At 69.0% G+C, this 17,492-nt stretch carries 17 protein-coding genes; 8 read left to right on the plus strand and 9 right to left on the minus strand.

The window, feature by feature from the left end; genetic code table 11:
- The first annotated feature begins 7 nt into the window (after positions 1-7).
- Positions 8-1,108, plus strand: coding sequence for a TIGR03857 family LLM class F420-dependent oxidoreductase (locus ON26_RS12810; RefSeq protein ID WP_245545834.1), 1,101 nt, complete (start codon positions 8-10; stop codon positions 1,106-1,108).
- Positions 1,105-2,337: a phosphotransferase gene (locus ON26_RS34530; RefSeq protein ID WP_083884040.1), complete on the plus strand. Its 1,233-nt coding sequence runs from the start codon at positions 1,105-1,107 to the stop codon at positions 2,335-2,337. Before ON26_RS12810 ends, ON26_RS34530 begins: the two co-directional genes overlap by 4 nt.
- A 72-nt stretch (positions 2,338-2,409) precedes the next feature.
- Here the strand turns inward: ON26_RS34530 and ON26_RS12820 are convergent, their stop codons facing one another.
- Complete coding sequence (locus ON26_RS12820; RefSeq protein WP_040796304.1) at positions 2,410-4,197, minus strand: hydroxysqualene dehydroxylase; 1,788 nt, start codon at positions 4,195-4,197, stop codon at positions 2,410-2,412.
- Positions 4,190-5,605, minus strand: coding sequence for an NAD(P)/FAD-dependent oxidoreductase (locus ON26_RS12825; protein ID WP_040796494.1), 1,416 nt, complete (start codon positions 5,603-5,605; stop codon positions 4,190-4,192). The genes ON26_RS12820 and ON26_RS12825 overlap by 8 nt, the downstream gene beginning before the upstream one ends.
- Before the next feature lie 162 nt (positions 5,606-5,767).
- Between ON26_RS12825 and ON26_RS12830 the strand changes: the two genes are divergently transcribed.
- Positions 5,768-6,412 (plus strand): TetR/AcrR family transcriptional regulator, encoded by a 645-nt coding sequence (locus ON26_RS12830; protein ID WP_040796305.1) that lies wholly within the window; start codon positions 5,768-5,770, stop codon positions 6,410-6,412.
- Between the two features lie 88 nt (positions 6,413-6,500).
- On the opposite strand, the gene ON26_RS12835 is transcribed toward ON26_RS12830, so the two are convergent.
- Positions 6,501-7,064 (minus strand): TetR family transcriptional regulator, encoded by a 564-nt coding sequence (locus ON26_RS12835; RefSeq protein ID WP_040796306.1) that lies wholly within the window; start codon positions 7,062-7,064, stop codon positions 6,501-6,503.
- Between the two features lie 140 nt (positions 7,065-7,204).
- Here ON26_RS12835 and ON26_RS12840 point away from each other — a divergent pair, with 140 nt between their 5' ends.
- Positions 7,205-7,696, plus strand: a complete 492-nt coding sequence (locus ON26_RS12840) for a DUF4334 domain-containing protein (RefSeq protein WP_051027046.1) — start codon at positions 7,205-7,207, stop codon at positions 7,694-7,696.
- 5 nt (positions 7,697-7,701) lie between these two features.
- On the plus strand, positions 7,702-8,790 hold the full coding sequence (locus tag ON26_RS12845; protein WP_373280939.1) for an NAD(P)-dependent alcohol dehydrogenase: 1,089 nt from the start codon (positions 7,702-7,704) through the stop codon (positions 8,788-8,790).
- 50 nt (positions 8,791-8,840) lie between these two features.
- Here ON26_RS12845 and ON26_RS12850 read toward each other — a convergent pair whose 3' ends face one another.
- Both ON26_RS12850 and ON26_RS12855 read right to left on the minus strand, forming a co-directional pair.
- A complete protein-coding gene (locus tag ON26_RS12850; protein ID WP_157171878.1) occupies positions 8,841-9,104 on the minus strand; it encodes a hypothetical protein in 264 nt (87 codons plus the stop codon).
- Positions 9,105-9,412: 308 nt separating this feature from the next.
- Positions 9,413-10,210 (minus strand): SAM-dependent methyltransferase, encoded by a 798-nt coding sequence (locus tag ON26_RS12855; protein ID WP_040796309.1) that lies wholly within the window; start codon positions 10,208-10,210, stop codon positions 9,413-9,415.
- Between the two features lie 287 nt (positions 10,211-10,497).
- Here ON26_RS12855 and ON26_RS12860 point away from each other — a divergent pair, with 287 nt between their 5' ends.
- A complete protein-coding gene (locus ON26_RS12860) occupies positions 10,498-10,797 on the plus strand; it encodes a DUF397 domain-containing protein (protein WP_373280940.1) in 300 nt (99 codons plus the stop codon).
- A 133-nt stretch (positions 10,798-10,930) separates the two neighbouring features.
- Positions 10,931-11,830 carry a Sco1979 family transcriptional regulator gene (locus ON26_RS12865; RefSeq protein ID WP_040796311.1) on the plus strand — a complete coding sequence of 300 codons (900 nt, stop codon included), beginning with the start codon at positions 10,931-10,933 and terminating at the stop codon, positions 11,828-11,830.
- A gap of 195 nt (positions 11,831-12,025) precedes the next feature.
- On the opposite strand, the gene ON26_RS12870 is transcribed toward ON26_RS12865, so the two are convergent.
- The 3 genes from ON26_RS12870 to ON26_RS12880 all read right to left on the minus strand — a co-directional run bounded on the left by ON26_RS12870 (position 12,026) and on the right by ON26_RS12880 (position 14,181).
- On the minus strand, positions 12,026-12,253 hold the full coding sequence (locus tag ON26_RS12870) for a hypothetical protein (protein WP_051027008.1): 228 nt from the start codon (positions 12,251-12,253) through the stop codon (positions 12,026-12,028).
- Positions 12,254-12,928: 675 nt separating this feature from the next.
- Positions 12,929-13,588 carry an NAD(P)H-binding protein gene (locus ON26_RS12875; RefSeq protein WP_040796496.1) on the minus strand — a complete coding sequence of 220 codons (660 nt, stop codon included), beginning with the start codon at positions 13,586-13,588 and terminating at the stop codon, positions 12,929-12,931.
- A 65-nt stretch (positions 13,589-13,653) separates the two neighbouring features.
- A complete protein-coding gene (locus ON26_RS12880; protein ID WP_040796313.1) occupies positions 13,654-14,181 on the minus strand; it encodes a DUF2599 domain-containing protein in 528 nt (175 codons plus the stop codon).
- A gap of 260 nt (positions 14,182-14,441) precedes the next feature.
- On the opposite strand from ON26_RS12880, the gene ON26_RS12885 reads away from it, so the two are divergent.
- Entirely contained in the window at positions 14,442-15,305 is an 864-nt protein-coding gene (locus ON26_RS12885) for a Sco1979 family transcriptional regulator (protein WP_505769718.1), read from the plus strand.
- Positions 15,306-15,313: 8 nt separating this feature from the next.
- Here ON26_RS12885 and ON26_RS12890 read toward each other — a convergent pair whose 3' ends face one another.
- Positions 15,314-17,410 carry an AMP-binding protein gene (locus ON26_RS12890; protein WP_051027010.1) on the minus strand — a complete coding sequence of 699 codons (2,097 nt, stop codon included), beginning with the start codon at positions 17,408-17,410 and terminating at the stop codon, positions 15,314-15,316.
- Positions 17,411-17,492 lie beyond the last annotated feature (82 nt).

Raw genomic sequence — 17,492 nt, forward strand, 5'->3', positions numbered from 1 at the left:
TGCGGTGGTGAGTGCGCCGAGCGGGCAACGTTTCCCCGAACTCGGCTGCTACGGCCTCGCGGGTCACGTGACGACGGCGCGGACCCTTCTGGACGAGGTGCGGGAAGCCGAGGACCTGGGCTTCGGGTCGATCTTCCTCTCCGAACGGTTCAACACCAAGGAGGCGATCGCGATGGCGGGCGCCGCGGGCGCGGTCAGTTCCCGCATCGGCATCGGCACCGCGGCGACCAACCACAACACCCGCCACCCCGTGGTCACCGCCGCCGCCGCGGTCACTCTGCACCGCCTCACCGAGGGCCGCTACGCACTGGGCCTCGGCCGCGGCTTCGACCTCTACTTCGACGTCCTCGGCCTGCCCCGGGTGACCTCGGCGCAACTGACCGACATCGCCGGCCTCTACCGAACCCTGTGGCGCGGAGGCACCATCGTCGGCCACGACGGCCCCGCGGGCAGATTCCCGCTGCTGCGACTGGATCCGGAGTTCGACGAGGACATCCCGATCGTGTTCACCGCCATCGGCGACAACACCCTGCGCCTGGCCGGCCGCATCGCCGACGGCGTCGTTCTGCACACCTTCTTCACCGACGAGACCACCGCCCGCGCCGTCCGGGTCGTGCGCGAGGCCGCCGAATCCGCCGGTCGCGACCCGGCGTCGGTCCGCATCTGGTCGGTCTTGGTCACCGTGCACGACGGCATCGACGAATCGTTGCGGCTGCGCAAGCTCGCCGGTCGCCTCGGCACCTACCTCCAGGGCTACGGTGACGTGCTCGTGCGCGCCAACGGATGGAATCCCGAAGTGCTGCACCGCTTCCGGTCCGACCCGATGGTCACCGGATGTGCGGGTGCGATCGACGCCGTGGCCGGCGGGCCCACCCTGCGCGCCGTGCGCGACCTCCTTCCCGGATCGTGGCTGGCGGCCTCGGCCACCGGAACCCCCGAGCGGTGCGCCACCCGCATCGCCGACCAGTTCGCGGCGGGCGTCGACGGCGTCATCCTGCACGGCGCCACTCCCGCCGAACTCGCCCCGGTTCTCGCGGCATGGGACGAACAGCGGCAGGCGCAGCGATTCGCCGCATTGCCCGCCAACCCGGGAAGGAGCATCCCGTGACATCGACGGATGCCGCCGATTCCGCTGCGCCGGGTCCCGCGGCCCTGGCCCTCACCGCCGACGACCTCACCCCCGCGTGGCTGAGCGGCGCCCTCGGTCGCCCGGTCCGCGCCGCCCGCGCCGTCGCGATCGGCACCGGCCAGATCGGCACCGTCTATCGCGTCTTCCTCGAAGGCGACGGCGTCCCCGGTTCGATTCTGGCCAAACTCCCCGCCTCGGATCCGGTCGCCCGTGCGATGCTGGCGGGCGCCTACCGCCGGGAATTGTTGTTCTACACCCGCCTGACCGGCACCGTCGCCGTCCGCGCACCCCACTGCTACTACGCGCGCGGCCGCGGCGACTGCGCCGAATTCACCCTGCTGCTCGAAGACATGGCACCCGCTCGGCAGGGCGACCAACTCGCGGGCTGCGATGTCACCGAAGCCGAAGCCGCCGTGCGCAATCTGGCCGCGCTGCACGCGCCACGCTGGTGCGACCCGGCGCTGCTCGACGAAGACGGCCTGTCACCGGCGACCACCGAGGAAGCCGACATGCTGGCCGAGTACTACGGCCCCGCCCTCGACACCTTCCTCGACCGCATCGGCGACCGCCTCGACCCGGCCGACGCCGCGACCTTGCGCGGCTGCGTCGACACCAGTGCTGCCTGGCTGCTCGCCCGCCCCGAACGCTTCGCTCTCGTCCACGGCGACTACCGCCTCGACAACCTGCTGTTCTCCACCGGTTGCCGGCCCACAGGAGTAGGGGGTTCGAGTCCCCTCGGCTCCGCGGACGGCAGGGGCGACCAACAGCCACCATCCCTGCCGGGCGCGGAGCTCGAGGAGGGCAGGGGTTCGATTCCCCTCATCCCCGCGATGCGCTCGGAAGAGCCCGAGGCCGGGCCGGTGATCGTGACCGCCGTCGACTGGCAGACCCTCGGTCTGGCGCTACCCGCCCGCGACCTGGCGTTCTTCATCGGCACCTCGATGGAACCCGAGCAGCGTGGCAGGCACGAGCGTCACCTGGTCGAGCAGTACCACCGGGCTCTGTGCTCCCGCGGCGTCACGGGCTACACCCTCGAACACTCGTGGCAGGACTACGTTTTCGCCCTGCCGCAGGGTCCGCTGATCGCGGTGTTCGGCGCGGCGTTCGGCACGTCGACCCCGCGCGGCGACGAGATGTTCGCCGCGATGACCCGCCGCAGCTGCGCCGCCATCCGCGAACTGTCCGCCCTGGGCGCCGAACCGGCCTGACCACATCGGCGTCGTGGACATGCCCAGCGGCCGAGGTGGGTCGGCCGTTGGGCAGGTACCGGCAGGCCGGAGCTAGACCAGATCGAGCACGTGGGGCAGCCCTGCCCGATACCGATCCGCGTCGACGGCCTTGGCCGCCTCGAAGATCGGCAGCCGTACCAGCGGGAACACCGGCGCCCGCGGCCCGGGATCGTCCGCGGCGTCCATGATCGCATTGGCCGCGGTGCGTCCGGACTCGTTGGCGCCCTCCATGGTCGCCAGGTCGATGTGGTTGCGCACGTGATCGCCGCCGAAGAACAGGTTGGGGATTCCGCAGTGCGAGGTCGGGCGGTTGGCGTAGGAGCCGACCGTATTGACCAGCAGGGGAGTGGCGTTGTCGATGGCGCCGCCGTTCCAGCTGATGCCCGGATCGAGATGCCAGGAGTGCACGTCCTCGTCGCGCAGCCAGCCGGTGCCGGTGTTGAGCCACTCCTTCAGCTGCGCCCAGGTCTCGGCCGCGATCTCGGCCTTGCTGCACTGCTTGGCCGTCTTGCCGTAGAGGATGCCGGGGGTGTCCCAGTCGGAGATGTCGACCGAAAGACATTCGCGCACCGATCCGTCGCCGTACTTGCCCGCGAAATCACCGACCCACATGGGAGCCTGCCGAAGCGCGGTCAGCGCCCACGGCGTGCCGAGCGCGGCGATGTGGCCCTCGGGCAGGTCGGTCGGAGTGCGCAGGTAGTACTGGATGCCGACCATCCAGTCCACGATCAGGCGCCGCATCCCCGCCAGACTCGGATCGGCGTCGAGGATCGCGGTGTTCAGCAGCGGGACGGTGCGATCGACCGGCGCGGCACACACGTACCAGTCCGCGGTCACCGTGTTCGATCCGGCCGGTCCCGAGGTGCGCACCGAACCGACGAGGCCGCCGCGCATCTCGACGTGACTCGCGCCCTGTCCCAGGACGAATCGCACGCCGCGCGAGCGCAGATACTCCACCCACGGGTCGATCCACGCCTCGTTGGTCGGCCGGTTCAGGATCCGGTCGATGCCGCCGGAGTACTCCGGGATCAACCCGGTGCCCGCGAGCACCAGCGCCTCGCCGATGGTGCCGATGGTGCGGGCCGAGCTCATGTGCGGCTTGGCGGCGACGGTGATCCTGGTCAGCGCGGAGACGAGGTAGTCGCGATAGGCCTGCGATTTGCCGTCGGCGCGCAAGGCCTGCTCCCAGGTCATGTGCTCCCACTGCCCGAAGCGCCGCTCCTCGCAAGAGGTGAACCACATCATCATCTGCTTGCCGAAGAACGCCAGTTCCGCGGGCGGCAGTTCGGGGATGAAGCTCAGTCCGCCGACGATGCTGTTCTGCAACCGTTGCGGCGTGAGCTGGTCGATCGCGCCGAGCTCGACCGGCACGAAGATCGGCGGCCTGCCGCGGAATCCCGCCACTGTGCCCTCGACCCGGATCAGGTTGTCGGCCACGCCGTTCGGGTTGCCGGGAAACGGGATGCGGCTCATCAGCTCCGGGATGTTCTGATAGCAGCCGGGGAAGAAGCGGAACCCGTGCTCACCGGGCAGGTCGAGCCGCCCGCCGCCCGCGGTGCCCGGCACCGGCATACTGCGCGCCTTGCCGCCGAGATGGGACGGTTCGTACACGGTGACCTGGTAGCCGCGTTCGATCAGCTCGTGCGCGGCCGACAGCCCCGCGACTCCGCCGCCGAAAACGGCCACCGTGCGACCGCCGCCGGTGCGTAGCCAGGGCGTGCGCCGGTCGCGCGTCGCGTTCGCGACGGGCGCGGTGGCGGCCAGGCCGATGCCCGCGGCCAGCGCGCCCCGCAGTACATCACGGCGGGTGGGGCCCGCAACGGGTCGCTTGTCATCCATGTCGCTCTCCTGAACAGACGGTGGTCGGAGGGGGGATCACAGGAGTGGCCGGGAAGCACGGCAGCTGACCGCCCGCCGCGACGCCGCGGGCCTGCCACCAGTCGGAGACGAGGTCGCGTGCCTCGCCGGCGAGATCGGCGCAGACCGGGCCGACCGCGGGAAAGGCATGGCGCAAGGCGCGGACGGCGAGTTCGACGCTGCGGGCCGGTCCGAGGATGTCGGAGGGCCGTTTGGTGCGCGAGAAGATCTCGGTGACCTGCGAGGCCAGCTCGCGATCCGTGGCGGCCTTGCGATACAGCTCGATCTCGAGGGAGCTCATCGCCGTGCCGCGGGCGAGCCGGTTGGTCCACTGGAAGATCTCCAGGCACTCGGCTACCCGCTTGCGTTCCCAATCACGCAGTGCCGCATCGAGTTCGACGCGATCGTCGAGTACAGGCGCGGCCATCTCGCCCAGCAGGCGCCCGTAGCGCAGCGCGTCGCGAATGCCCTGCGCGGTCACCGGATCCTTGAAATGGCCGGCATCGCCGGCCAGCGCCCAGCCCGGTCCGGCCGCGTGCCGGAAGTAGGACTCGATCCCGGTGGCCGAGCGTACCCGGCCGACCCGCTCACAGCCGGTCAGTCGTTCCGTCAAGCCGGGAAGTCGTTGCAGTGCTTCGGTGTAGCGGCGTTCGGCGACGCCCGGCCGCAACTTCTCGCCGGTGACGGGCGGCTGCACCAGGCTGAGCACCAAGCCGTCGTCACAGGGGAAAGCGGTGCCGAGATCCGGCCCCGCGCGCCACTGGGCGGCGATGTGCCGCCACGAATCGGCGCGATCACGCCAGTAGGCGAAGAAGCAGTCGCGACCGCTCGGCGTCGCCAGCCACGGTGTCTCGGCCCCGGTCAGCCGGGCGACCGTACTGCGCCTGCCGTCCGCGCCGACCACCATCGCCGCCCGAAGTTCGTGGCTGCCCGAACTGTCGGTGTAGCGGACGCCGACGCAGCGCTGTCTTTCCCAGAGCAACTCTTCCACGCGCGATCTCTCGCGCACCTGCGCGCCTGCCGCCCGCGCGGTCTCCACGAGTGCGGCGTCCAATCCGGTGCGTCGCACACACAGCGCGTAGTCGATGCCGTCGGCGGGATTGAAGTCCGAGTGGATGCCCACCCCCGAGCCCGCCGCGAAGGCGGACCGCAATTCGGGAGCGCCGATCGCGCGGACTCGCTCCAGCGCCCCCACTCCGCGCAGTTCGGCGACCGTCGCGGGCCACAGCAGGTGGGTGGACAAGGTGTCGGAGGGGAATCCGGCGGAGTCGAGGACCACCACGGACCGCCCGCTGCGGGCGAAAGCAACTGCTGCCGCGGACCCGGCGCAGCGCGCGCCGACCACGATGACCTCGGTTTCTTCGCCCGGTGGGGCAAGTGAGCCGTCCATCCGAACCGCCTCGGTCACCTAGTCTCGGACACACTGTCCGATTATGGTGAGGTCGCTCCGCTCGATTGTCAACAACCGCACATCTACGGGCAGAATGGTCGGCATGCAGTCATGCAGCCGATCGGGGCGGCGCCGGGTCGCCGAGCATTCGACGGGCGCCGGATGGCGTCACTGACCCGGGTCCGTAAGACGGCGCGCAAACCGGACGACGATCGGCGCGCGGAGTTCGAGCAGCGCGTGCTGGCCGCGGTCGAGGAACTGCTCGCCGACGGCACGCCGTTCACCGAGATCGCCGTACAGCGGATCGCCGCGGCCTCCGGCTCGGCGCGCTCGACGTTCTACCGCTACTTTCCGGACAAGAGCAGGTTGCTCGTTCGCATGGCCGAGCTGGCCACCGCGGATCTGTTCCGCGCGGCCGAGTACTGGTGGGAGGCCGAGCATGCCGACGAGCAGGCCGGGGTCGTCAGCGCGATCGGAGCCATGATCGCCGGCTTCCGCGAGCACCGCTTCCTGTTGCTGGCCCTGGCCGAAGTCGCCTCCTACGACCGCGATGTCGGCGGCTACTGGCGGAGCCGGGTGGCGGCCTTCGTCGAGATCGTGCGCAGGCGCCTGGAATCCGAGCGGGCGGCCGGCCGCGTCGATCCGCACATCGACCCGGCCGCGACCGCGGTGGTGCTGACCTCGATGGTGGAACGTTCGATCGCCACGGCGTTCGCGACCGACTCCGGCCCCGACGACGAGGCCATGGCGCGTGCGCTCGGCCGGGCCATCTGGCTGGTCGTCTACGGTGACGCGCCCGGCCGCTGATCCGTGCCGGAACAGGGCAAGGGCTGCCTTGCGCGATGTTGCGCCCGGAGTGCGTCGATCCCTGCTGCGCCGCCGTGTATCCCGCGTGTCAGGCGCGGGGCTCGGTCAAGCGGCGGGCCGCGAGCATGATGGCCTCGCGCTGGGCAGCCCTGCTGGACGCCTCGGTGGTCTGCATGGCGTGGGTGGCCGAGGTGCGGGCCATATCGGTGAGGATGCGCAGCAACGCGATCGGATGGAACTCCGCGGTCACGGTGCCTGCGGCCTGACCCCGTCGGACCTCGGCGAGTTTCGGCACCACCGCCGCCCGCAGCACCTCGGCGACGGCGTCGTGCACGGTCGGCTCGAGATCCGCCCAGGCCTGTAGCCGGGCATTGTCCGGATTGGCCACGAAATGGTCGAACAGCCGCCCGACATAACCGGGCAGATCGTCGGCCGACAGCGCCGTCTCCGCCGTGGTCTGCGCCGCCCAGCGCTCGATCACCGCGGCGTACAGCTCGTCCTTGCCCGGGAAGTAGGCGTAGAGGCGATCCTTGCTGGCCCGCGCGGCGGTGGCGATGCGGTTGATGCGCGCGCCCGCCACGCCGAACTCGGCGAATTCCGCCTTCGCCGCGGCCAGAATTCGCTCCCTGGTGGCCTCTCCTGCTGCACGCATGACACCGATCCTAGCTTGCCGAACCATTTGGTTCGGATATATCGTCGGGACGGACGACGCCGGGGCGGCCGCCGGACATCCGGAGGCCGCGGCAGCGGATGCCGCGGCGGCGCGGGCGGAAATGTGTGAAAGGCAAGACTGTGACGACCGATCGAATCGACTGGCGAGTGCTACGCGAGGTGAGCGAGGGCGTCTCGCCGCGCGACCTCGACCGGCTATGGGAGCAACTGCCCACCGCGCGGGCCGAGGACATCCTGGGGCAGTGGCGCGGCGCCGCCTTCCAGACCGGCCATCCGCTGTGCAAGGCGCTGGCCGCGAGCCGCTGGCACGGCAAGCACTTCCTGGCGCTCGACGACGCCAAGCCGCTGATCTGCCGTGACGACGAGGGCGGGCTGTTCTCGAATATCGAGCTCGGCCAGGGCGAGGCCACGCTGTGGAACATCGAGTTCCGTGGCGAGGTCACCGCCACCATGGTCTACGACGGCCGCGCGGTCTTCGACCACTTCAAATGGCTCGACGAGAACACCCTGATGGGCATCATGAACGGCAGGCGCGAGCTGGTGCTCGGTCGCGGCGAGCACTTCTACTTCCTGCTGGAGCGCGAATCCCTGCCGGAGCGGAGAGGGGCCTGATGAGCATCATCACGACTGCCGCCCTGTCCCGCGATCCTGGTGAGCCGTTCAGTCTGGAACAGGTGCACATCGACGGACCGCGGGCCGACGAGATCCTGGTGCGGATCGTGGCCTCGGGCATCTGCCACACCGACCTGGTGACCCGCCCGGCGGGCTCGGCGCAGCGGCCGGTACTGCTCGGTCACGAGGGCGCCGGCATCGTCGAACAGGTCGGCGCGGAGGTCACCACGGTGCGTCCCGGCGATCACGTGGTGCTGACCTTCCGGCACTGCGGTGCCTGCCGGAACTGCGCCGCGGGCCGTCCGGCCTACTGTCTGAAGGCCGACGCGCTCAACACTTTCGGCCGACGCGCCGATAGGTCCCCGCGAGTCACCGTTGACGGCGCCCGCGTGCTCGACGGTTTCTTCGGCCAATCCAGCCTCGCGGGCTACGCGCTGTCCACCGAGGACAACACCGTGACGGTCGATCCGTCGGTGGATCTCGCGCTCGTCGCGTCGCTCGGTTGCGGATTCCAGACCGGCGCCGGCGCTGTGCTCAATGTTCTCGCCCCGCAGCATGATTCCTGGCTCGCGCTGTTCGGTGCGGGAGCCGTCGGGATGGCCGCGCTGCTGGCGGCGCACACCGCCGAGGGGGTGCGCACGATCGTGGTGGAGACCTCGCCGCAGCGGCGCGACCTCGCGCTCGAGCTGGGTGCGTCCGAGGTGATCGACCCCGCCGAGTGCGACAGCGCGGAGCGTATCCGCGCACTCACCGGCGAGGGCGCGGCCTACGCGGTGGACACCACCGGCATTCCGGCGGTGCTCGGCGACGCGGTGCGTGCGCTCGCGGTCGGTGGAACGGTCGTCGCGCTGGGGCTGGGCGCGGGAGTGCCGCCGGTGGACATGCGCGACCTGGTGATGAACGGCAAGAGCATTCGCGGCTGCCTCGAGGGCGACTCCGTGCCGTCGGTGTTCATCCCGCGATTGGTCGAGCTGTACCGCGCCGGCCGGCTCCCACTGGATCGGCTGGTGTCGGTCTACCCCAGCGCCGAGATCGAGGTGGCGCTCGACGACCAGCGCACGGGCAAGATCGTGAAGCCCGTGCTGCGCTGGTGAATTCGCATCGTGGAACGGGGCGCCGGTGGCGAAGCGCCGACGCCCCGCCCTCACTCGTCGTTCAGGCCCGCCGATAGGTAGGCCGCCGCTGCCAGCCACTGCCTGCACCGCGGTCCGTGCACCTCGTGCACCTGCAGGATGTCCCGGGCGCGGCGGTAGGTCAGCCCGCCCGGCTCGGTTGTGCAGTCGGCAGCGGCGATCTCGGTGAACATCCTGGCTCGCAGGGTGTCCGCGCGGGCGGGCAGCACGTCGGTTCCCATACCGGCCGCGGCACCGATGCCGGCCGGGTACGGGGTTCGCAATGGTTGGCTCATCGGACCGCCCCTCGCTTCTCGCGATGGGGAGGCGCTTCTCGCGCACCGCTGTCCTGGTCGACACTGTCCTGACCGGCATGGTCCTGTGCGGGACACTGCCGGGACGGGACACCGAAATCGACGTCGCGCCTGCGGGTTCGGCGCACCTCCCCGGTTGATGTTTGCCGGAAGTTTAGGCATCTGTCGCTTACAGATGCAAGTACATCCGAAAGGATTCCGGACGGTTCGGAAACAAGAAGGCCGCCGTCCGGTGCGGACGGCGGCTTCTGTTCTACCGCAGTCTATTTCGTGCGGGTCGGGTGCGGGCCTCAGGGCTTGCGCGCGACGCCGCCGTAGGCCGAGATCGGCCGGATCGCGCCGACCTGGGTGGCTTCGGTGCGCCACTCGGTGATGGAGGTGAAGCCCGGCTCGACGAATTCCAGGCCGTCGAAGACCGCGCGGATCTCGTCCTGAGTGCGGGCGGTGTACGGGACGCCGCCGGTCTCGGCGTAGTTCTCGCAGAGCGCGACGTAGTTGGGATTGTCGATGGTGCCGTCCCACATGATGAGGTAGCTGCCCGAGGGCACCGCGTCGAGCACGGTGTTCACGATGCGGCGCAGGTCGTCGTAGGTCTTGGCATGACCGAGCACACCCATGAACATCACGGCGACCGGTTCGTTGAAGTTCAGCACATTGCGCGCGTCGGCCACGATCTGATCGGCGTCGTGGAAGTCGCAGTCCACGTAGGTGGTCACGCCTTCGGGAGTGGTGCTGGTCAGCAGCGCCCGGGCGTGGGTCAGCACCAGTGGGTCGTTGTCGACATAGACGACCTTGGTCTCGGGGGCGATGCCCTGGGCGACCTCGTGGGTGTTCTGCATCGTCGGCAGGCCGGTGCCGATGTCGAGGAACTGCCGGATGCCGACTTCGCCGACCAGATAGCTCACGGCGCGGATGAGGAACTGGCGCGACTGGACCGCCATGGTGGTGATGTCGGGATCGACCTCGATGCCCGCATCGCCTGCGATCCGGTCGATTTCGTAGTAGTCCTTCCCGCCCATCCAGTAATTCCAGATGCGCGCCGAGTGCGGGATATCGGTCCGGATCAAGGGTGCGTTGGTTTCGGCCATTGCGTACGACTCCTCAGACGAGCGATGTACTTCGTGGTGGGCGCACCATCCCGCTGCGGCGCGTCGGAGAATCGGCGCGGGCGTGTCGCGGATGTCGGTACATCCCGATGTTGCCCTGTGACAGTACAAGATTCACACGCTCGGAGCGGGTCGGATGCGATAGCCGAACACGGCCGTTCCGGATAGGTCTCGATCGGCGTAACAAAGCCGACCGTTAGGTACGAAAAACATTGCCGCACAACAACACACACGGTGAACTCCGTGCTATCGTTCGCGCGGCGGTGCAGATGCAAGAACGTTTGAGTTTGCATCTGCACAACCGACTCGTACGAATCCTTCGCACTGCGCACAGAGGAGTGGAAATGTCGGAAAACAAGGCGCACCGTGTCACCGGTGCTTGGCGCAAGAGTTCGTTCAGCGGCCCGAGCGGCGGCAATTGCGTGGAACTGGCCGAAGCGACCGACGGCCATGTGGCCCTTCGTAACTCGCGCGACCCCGAAGGTCCGGTCGTCTTCTACACCCGCCCGGAGATCGACGCGTTCGTTCGCGGCGCGAAGGCCGGGGAATTCGACGATTTGACTAACTGAAAGGTAACATTGCGATCGATGCGGTGAGTCCTGCGACGCCGAGCGGATGCCAGGGCATTCGCCTTGGCTGCATGTGGCGCGACGACGCATGTGACACACTGGTGGGCAAACTCGAGTATCGGAGACGAGCTCAATGATCGCAGAACCCAATGCGCAATCGAACGACGACGGCCGTGCGCCTCGGGCGGCCGCGGAACGTGGTCCGACCGTGTTGCGGATCGCGCTCGGCGGCCAACTGCGAAAGCTGCGGGAGAACTGCAATATCACCCGCGAGGCAGCGGGTGAGGCGATCCGTGGCTCACACGCCAAGATAAGCCGTCTCGAGTTGGGGCGCACGGGTTTCAAGGAACGTGACATCCGGGATCTGCTGACTCTCTACGGTGTCACGGATACCGTCGAACGCGAGGCCTTCCTCGATCTCGCGCGACGGGCCAACGAGCCGGGGTGGTGGCATCGCTACAGCGATCTGCTGCCGCAGTGGTTCGGCACGTATCTGGGACTGGAACAGGCTGCCAGCAAGATTCGCACCTACGAGGCGCACTTGGTGCCCGGCCTGTTGCAGACGCCGGATTACGCCAGGGCGGTGCTCGCGCTCGGTAGTGACAACGCGGACACCGACCGACGGGTGGCCGTCCGCCGGCGCAGGCAGGAAATCCTGCGCCGTACCGATCCGCCGATCGTGTGGGCCGTCATCGACGAGGCAGCGCTGCATCGGCCGGTCGGTGGCTCGCGGGTGCACCTCGAACAGATCGAGCATCTGATCGAGTATTCCGATCTGCCCAATGTGACCGTCCAGGTCCTGCCGTATTCGGCGGGTGAGCATGCCGCCGCGGGCAGTTCGTTCAGCATCCTCCGCTTCACGGAATCGGAACTGCCCGATGTGGTGTACCTGGAGCACCTGACCAGCGCGCTGTACCTGGAACGCCCGCAGGACCTGGCGTTGTACCGCTCGGTGATGGATCGCCTGAGCGTGCAGGCCATGGCTCCGGACACCTCGCTGCAGTGGCTGAAGGATTTCGCCACTCGCCTGTGATCCGCTGACGAACAGACAGTCGTGGTCTGCCCGGATCGATCCCGGGCAGGCCACGACTGCTTCATCCGGCTGATGCGCGGACCCGGCCGAAGCGATGACCACCCACCCGACCCCCGGGCAGCAATCGATCGGCTGATGAGGTCGTCCGACGCATCGCCTCGGCCTGAGCACATCGCGCACGCGGGCGCGATGTCGTCAGGGCTTGATGCAGCTCGACGCGATCCGCCAGAAGGTCTCCGGCTGCAGGGAGTTCAGATCCCAGTCCTCTGCCAGCTCGTGTGCGGTGCTGACGATCCGGTCGATGTCGAAGTCGTTGCGGGTCGCCGCGCCGGTGGACTCCACCGCGTCGATGACGAAGGCGACCGCGGTCTCCCGCGTGTACCTGGTGTTCGCGTGCCCGCTGTGGGCCGGCGGTGTGCTCATTGTCCTACCGTTCGGTGGCTGAACGGCCCGTACGGGTTCGACGAGACCGACGTGGCCGTCAATGAGTGAATGATTCATCTGAACGCCCCTGACTTTCGGCGGCGGCTAATCTCTGGCGACATTGCCGCCGATTCGCCGTAACAGCCGCCCCTGGTTGTCCCCTGATTGGTCGTGCGATTCCGAGTCTAGGACCGTGCATCTTGCAAATGCAAGTACATCTGCAAGGTCCATTTGTATTCACGCAGTTGGATTTTCGTGTATTCGCAGCCTGTTCCGACCGAGCCGACCGGGTGTTGCGCTATGGATGACTGCAGCCGAATTTCCCCGCGTGGATACCGAGCGCTGCCCGTCGCGCGGCGGTGTTGTCGCCGCTCGTGGCCTGTCGGGTCGGGTGCCGACAGGTCCGGCCGGGCGTGGGGTGGTGCTGTCGGTGGGAGCCGGCACGGTCGGGGCCGGTGCTCACCGTTGTGTCCGGAGGGCGAGTCGCGCGGTGTATTCGGACTGTTCCGCGTGGTCTCGTCCGCCTTGCCCTCTTGGTCTACCGCTTCTGTCAATGGAAGGGGAGCAGGCACACGCAATCGTGATGAAAACGAATCCGCTCGGGCGGTGGATCATTGAATCCGACCGGTTGCCAGGTTCTGATCCCATTGCCACGCAGATCAGTTCGGCAATTGTTCAGCTAACAATGGCGGCGACGGCCTCGGCGATAGGCGTCGCGCCTTCGACCAGCTCCAGGGTGGTGTGCACGGTGTTCGCGGCGGGCAGCAGGGCCGCGATCACCGCGGCTACGTCCGCGCGGGCGATACTGTCGCGACCGACCCGGCCCGTGCTGAGGGTGACCGATCCGGCGGGGGCGGAATCGACGAGCCGTCCCGGGCGCAGAATGGTCCAGTCCAGCTCCCTTGACCGCAGGTCTTCCTCGGCTTGGGACTTGGCGTCGAGGTATGCGAGCCAGACCTCGTCGCCGCCCGCCGTGGGCGGTTCTCCCGCGCCCATCGCGGAGATCTGCAGGAAGCGCCTGACCCCCGCCCGCTGTGCGGCGTCGGCGAGCAGCACCGAGCCGTTCTTGTCGACGGTGTACTTGCGCGCCGCGCCGCTGCCCGGCCCGGCGCCGGCCGCGAACACGGCCGCGTCCGCGCCGGCGATGGCCTCGGCCAACTCGTCGACGCTCGCCTGCTCGAGATCGAGGACGACCGGGACGGCCCCGGTGGCCGTCACGTCGTCGGCGTGATCGGGATTGCGGATCAGTGCACGCACGCGATGGCCCTGACCGCTCAACTGCTCGGCCAGGTGCAGGGCAATTTTGCCGTGTCCACCCGCGATCGCCACATCCATGGTCGATTCCTTCCTGTCGCGCTCGTGGTAGGGCAGGATCTCGCGGCGCGGAAGGTCCGCGTGCTTCAACGCTCGGGACCGCCCGGATTGCAGGAGGCCGCTACCGTTCCTTCATACCCGACGGCGGGTCGCCACGGCTCGAGGTTCCAGCTGGGCTTGTCGGGCTGCACCAGCCGTGCCCAGTGCCAGTGGCAGACGAACTGGTCGTACATCCCCGGCGAATCGGCGTCGGGGGAGTAGCTGCGCACCTCCGCCCACGCGCGCTGCTCGGCGCCAGGAAAAGTGGTGTCGCGGCCGGCCCGGGTCGGGAAGACCAGCAGCCTGGGGCCGTCTTCCCCCGTCGTCCACTCGACGCGCTCGATCAGGGGTTGACCGGCGTAGGGGTCGACGGTCGGTAGGGCGAGGGGCGTCGTGGACCGGGTCGGTGTCGGCGCGGCCGACGGTGGAGTGCTCGGCGTCGTGGTGGTCGGCGGTGGGGCGGGCGCGGAGGGCGTATCCGCACCGCATCCCGCGAGTCCCAGTGCGGCGCAGAGGCCGAGTGTCGCGAGCCGGGCCCGTGGCGCCCGGCCGCTGATGCGCTGCCGGAGTGTCACCGTGTGTCCCTCCTCGCGTCGCGCCGGACGGCGGCCGCCCGACCGCGTCGAACCCAGAGTAGCCAAACCCGGAATCGGCTGGGGGAGCGGCGTTCGCGTTGGGGAATATGACGGAAGACACTCCGGTTTAGTTGTGGAGTCATGCCTCTCGTGCATGGCAGACTCTATGGATGCGTTCCACGGAAGGTCGGCTCTTCGGCATGTCCCGTCACGAATCCCGTTTCCCGGCAACACAAAACGCGCACGAAGGTGGTCCAACCGTGCTTCGGATGATCCTCGGCGGCAAGCTGCGGCGACTGCGTGAGGGGTGCGGCGTCACCAGAGAACAGGCGGGCGAGGCGATTCGCGGCTCACACTCGAAGATCAGCCGACTCGAGCTGGGGCGCACCGGATTCCGCGAGCGGGACCTGATCGATCTGCTCGCCCTCTACGGGGTATCCGACGAGGCCGAACGCGACGAGTTCCTCGAGCTCGCCCGCCGCGCGAATGCCTCGGGCTGGTGGCATCGTGACTCGGACTGGCTGCCCAAATGGTTCGACACCTACCTGGGCCTGGAGCAGGGCGCCCGGCTGATCCGCTGCTACGAGCCCAGGGCGGTGCCCGAACTGCTCCAGACCGCCGATTACGCGCGCGCCCTGCTCACCCTCGCCCACCCGGAGGAGCCCGCCGATGCGATCGAACGCCGGGTGGCCCTGCGGATGCGCAGGCAGCACATCCTGGAGCGCGCCGACCCGCCGCAGGTGTGGCTGATCGTGGAGGAGTCGGCGCTGCGCAGGCCGATCGGCGGATCCGCGGTCTGGCGCGGCCAGCTCGACCGGTTGATCGAGGCGATCTCGCGGCCGAACATCACTCTGCAGGTACTCGCCGATCACGTCGGCGGGCCCGCGTTGACCGACGGCGGCTTCACCATGCTGCGCTTCACCGAGTCCGACCTGCCCGACATCGTGTACCTGCAACAGCTGACCGGCGCGCTCTACCTGGACAAGGAATCCGACCTGTCGGCCTACCGGGCGGTGGCCAATATGCTCTCGGTGCACGCCTCGCCGCCGCAGTACACGCGCGGCCTGCTCGACGCGCTGCGGCACCGCGGGCCCGAGACGGTGGACCAGCCCCGGGCGCGGTGAGCGCAGCGTCAGGGATTGGGCGCGATGGTGCCGATGATCGGATGCTGTGCGGGCTCGCCGCCGGGCCCGGCCAGCAGCCGCTTGAGGATCTTGCCGGTGTCCCCGCGCGGCAACGCGCTGAGGAAGGTGACATCGCGCGGCACCGAGAAGCGGCTCAGCCGGTTGCGGATGTAGGTGCGCACCATGTCCGAATCCAGCCCGGCCCCTTCTCTTTTCACCACGAACGCGGCCAGTCGTTGGCCGTACTCGCGGTCGGGGACGCCGACCACCGCCACCTCGCGGACCTGCGGCAGGAACGACAGCGCTTCCTCGACCGGACGCGGGAAGACGTTCTCCCCGCCGGAGATGATCATCTCGTCGTCGCGGCCGGCGATGTGCAGTCTGCCGGAGGCGTCGAGATAGCCGAGATCGCCGGTGTCGAGCATGCCGTCGGCCTCGTCGGGCGGCGCGGCGTTGACATAGCCGTCGAAGAGCATGTGATTGCCGACGAACACGTGCCCGGTGGCGCCGACGGGAACCGGCTCGAAGTCGGGGCCGAGCACCGCCACCCTGGTGCCCAGCGGCGGCCGGCCCGCGGTGGCGGGTGAGGCGAGCAGGTCGGCCGGATCGGCGACGGTGGCCCAGGAGACCTCGGTGGAACCGTAGACGTTGTAGAGAATTTCACCGTAGGTGTCGATGAAGTCCAGCACCGTGCCCGCCGCCAGCGGCGCACCGCAGCTCGCGACCACCCGGAGACTGGAGGTGTCGTAACGGGATCGCACGTGCTTGGGCAGTTCCAGGATGCGGTGCACCATGATCGGCACCACGATCATGGTGTGCACTTTGTGCTCGGCGATCAGGCGCAGGCATTCCTCGGCGTCGAATTGGCTGGGCAGCACCACCCGCGCGCGCAGGGCGGTGCTGAGCTGCAGGGCCGCCAGTCCCCAGGTGTGGAACAGGGGAGCGGGGATGAGCATGGTCTCGCCCGTCTCCAGCGGGATGCGCGAGAGCAGTGCCGCGATGGTGCCGAAACCTTTGGGCTGGGGCCTGCGCGCGCCCTTGGGAGTGCCGGAGGTGCCGGAGGTCAGCACGATGAACTTGCCCGGGTTGGCCGGCTTGCGGAAGCGGGTGTGGCCCATGCCCGCCAGGTCGTCGAGGGTGAGTCTGCCGGGGAAGGTATTCCCCTTGGTGCTGTAGCGCGGCAGATCGGAGTGCAGATACCGGACCAGAGGGTCGAATTCGTCGTCGACGAACAGCGCCGAGAGCTTGTCGCGCTGGACGACGTCCTCGATCTGGCGGGCGGGCAGGCCGGTGTTGATCAGCGCGACATCGATGCCGAGTTTGCCTGCGGCCACCATGGTTTCGACCATGCCGCGATGGTTGCGCGCCAGCAGCCCGACCGAGTCGCCCGCCCGCATGCCCAGTTCGGCCAGCGCGGCCGCGATCGCGGTGGTGCGGCGGTGCATCTCACCGTAGGTCAGCTCGCCGTCGGCGTCGACCAGCGCGGTGCGGCCCGGCTCGGCGATCGATCCCGCCGCGTATCCGCCCGCGAGATTGAAACCCCAGGCGGTGAGGGTGCGCAACTGCTTGATACCGACATCCGGGCGGCTGGGCACCACCCCGGCGCCGACGACATGCCGCAAAATCTCCGCGCGCCTGCGCAGCGGCGCGTTCTCCCCGTTGACGAGCACCGAGGTGGGCGCGCCGCGCACCAGGTCGGCCAGCCTGCGCAGGCCGCGCTCGGCCCAGGCGACGATCACCGCGTTGGTGGCCTGCTCGACGGCCGGATGCATACGTCCGGGCGCGAAGAGGGTGACCACCACGCGGGTGCGCCGTTCGTCGCCGAGCAGCTGGACCGAGGCGAAGCTGCCCTGCGCCGGGCAGACCAGTTCCAGGCTCTCGAACCACCGTCGGATGCGCAGCTGCACGGTGTGCACGCGTATCCCGCTGTGCGCGGTGCCCACCCGCATGCGGAGCATGGCGTGGCCGCCCACCGGCTCCAGCGGATCGCACGCGCCGATGCCGGAGAAGACGCGCGGGTAGGTCTGCGGTTCGCGGAGCAGGTCCCACACCGACTGGCGGGAAACGGGAAGTTCCGCGGTCACATCGAAGACGTCGGTAACCATCGGCGTGCAATTCTCGTCGGCCGGTTCGAACAGTTCGGGTCGGCGGAAACCTATTTGTAACCGGCAGTTGGCGATCCGGTCA

The organism is Nocardia higoensis NBRC 100133 (assembly GCF_000308595.1).
GTDB lineage: Bacteria > Actinomycetota > Actinomycetes > Mycobacteriales > Mycobacteriaceae > Nocardia > Nocardia higoensis.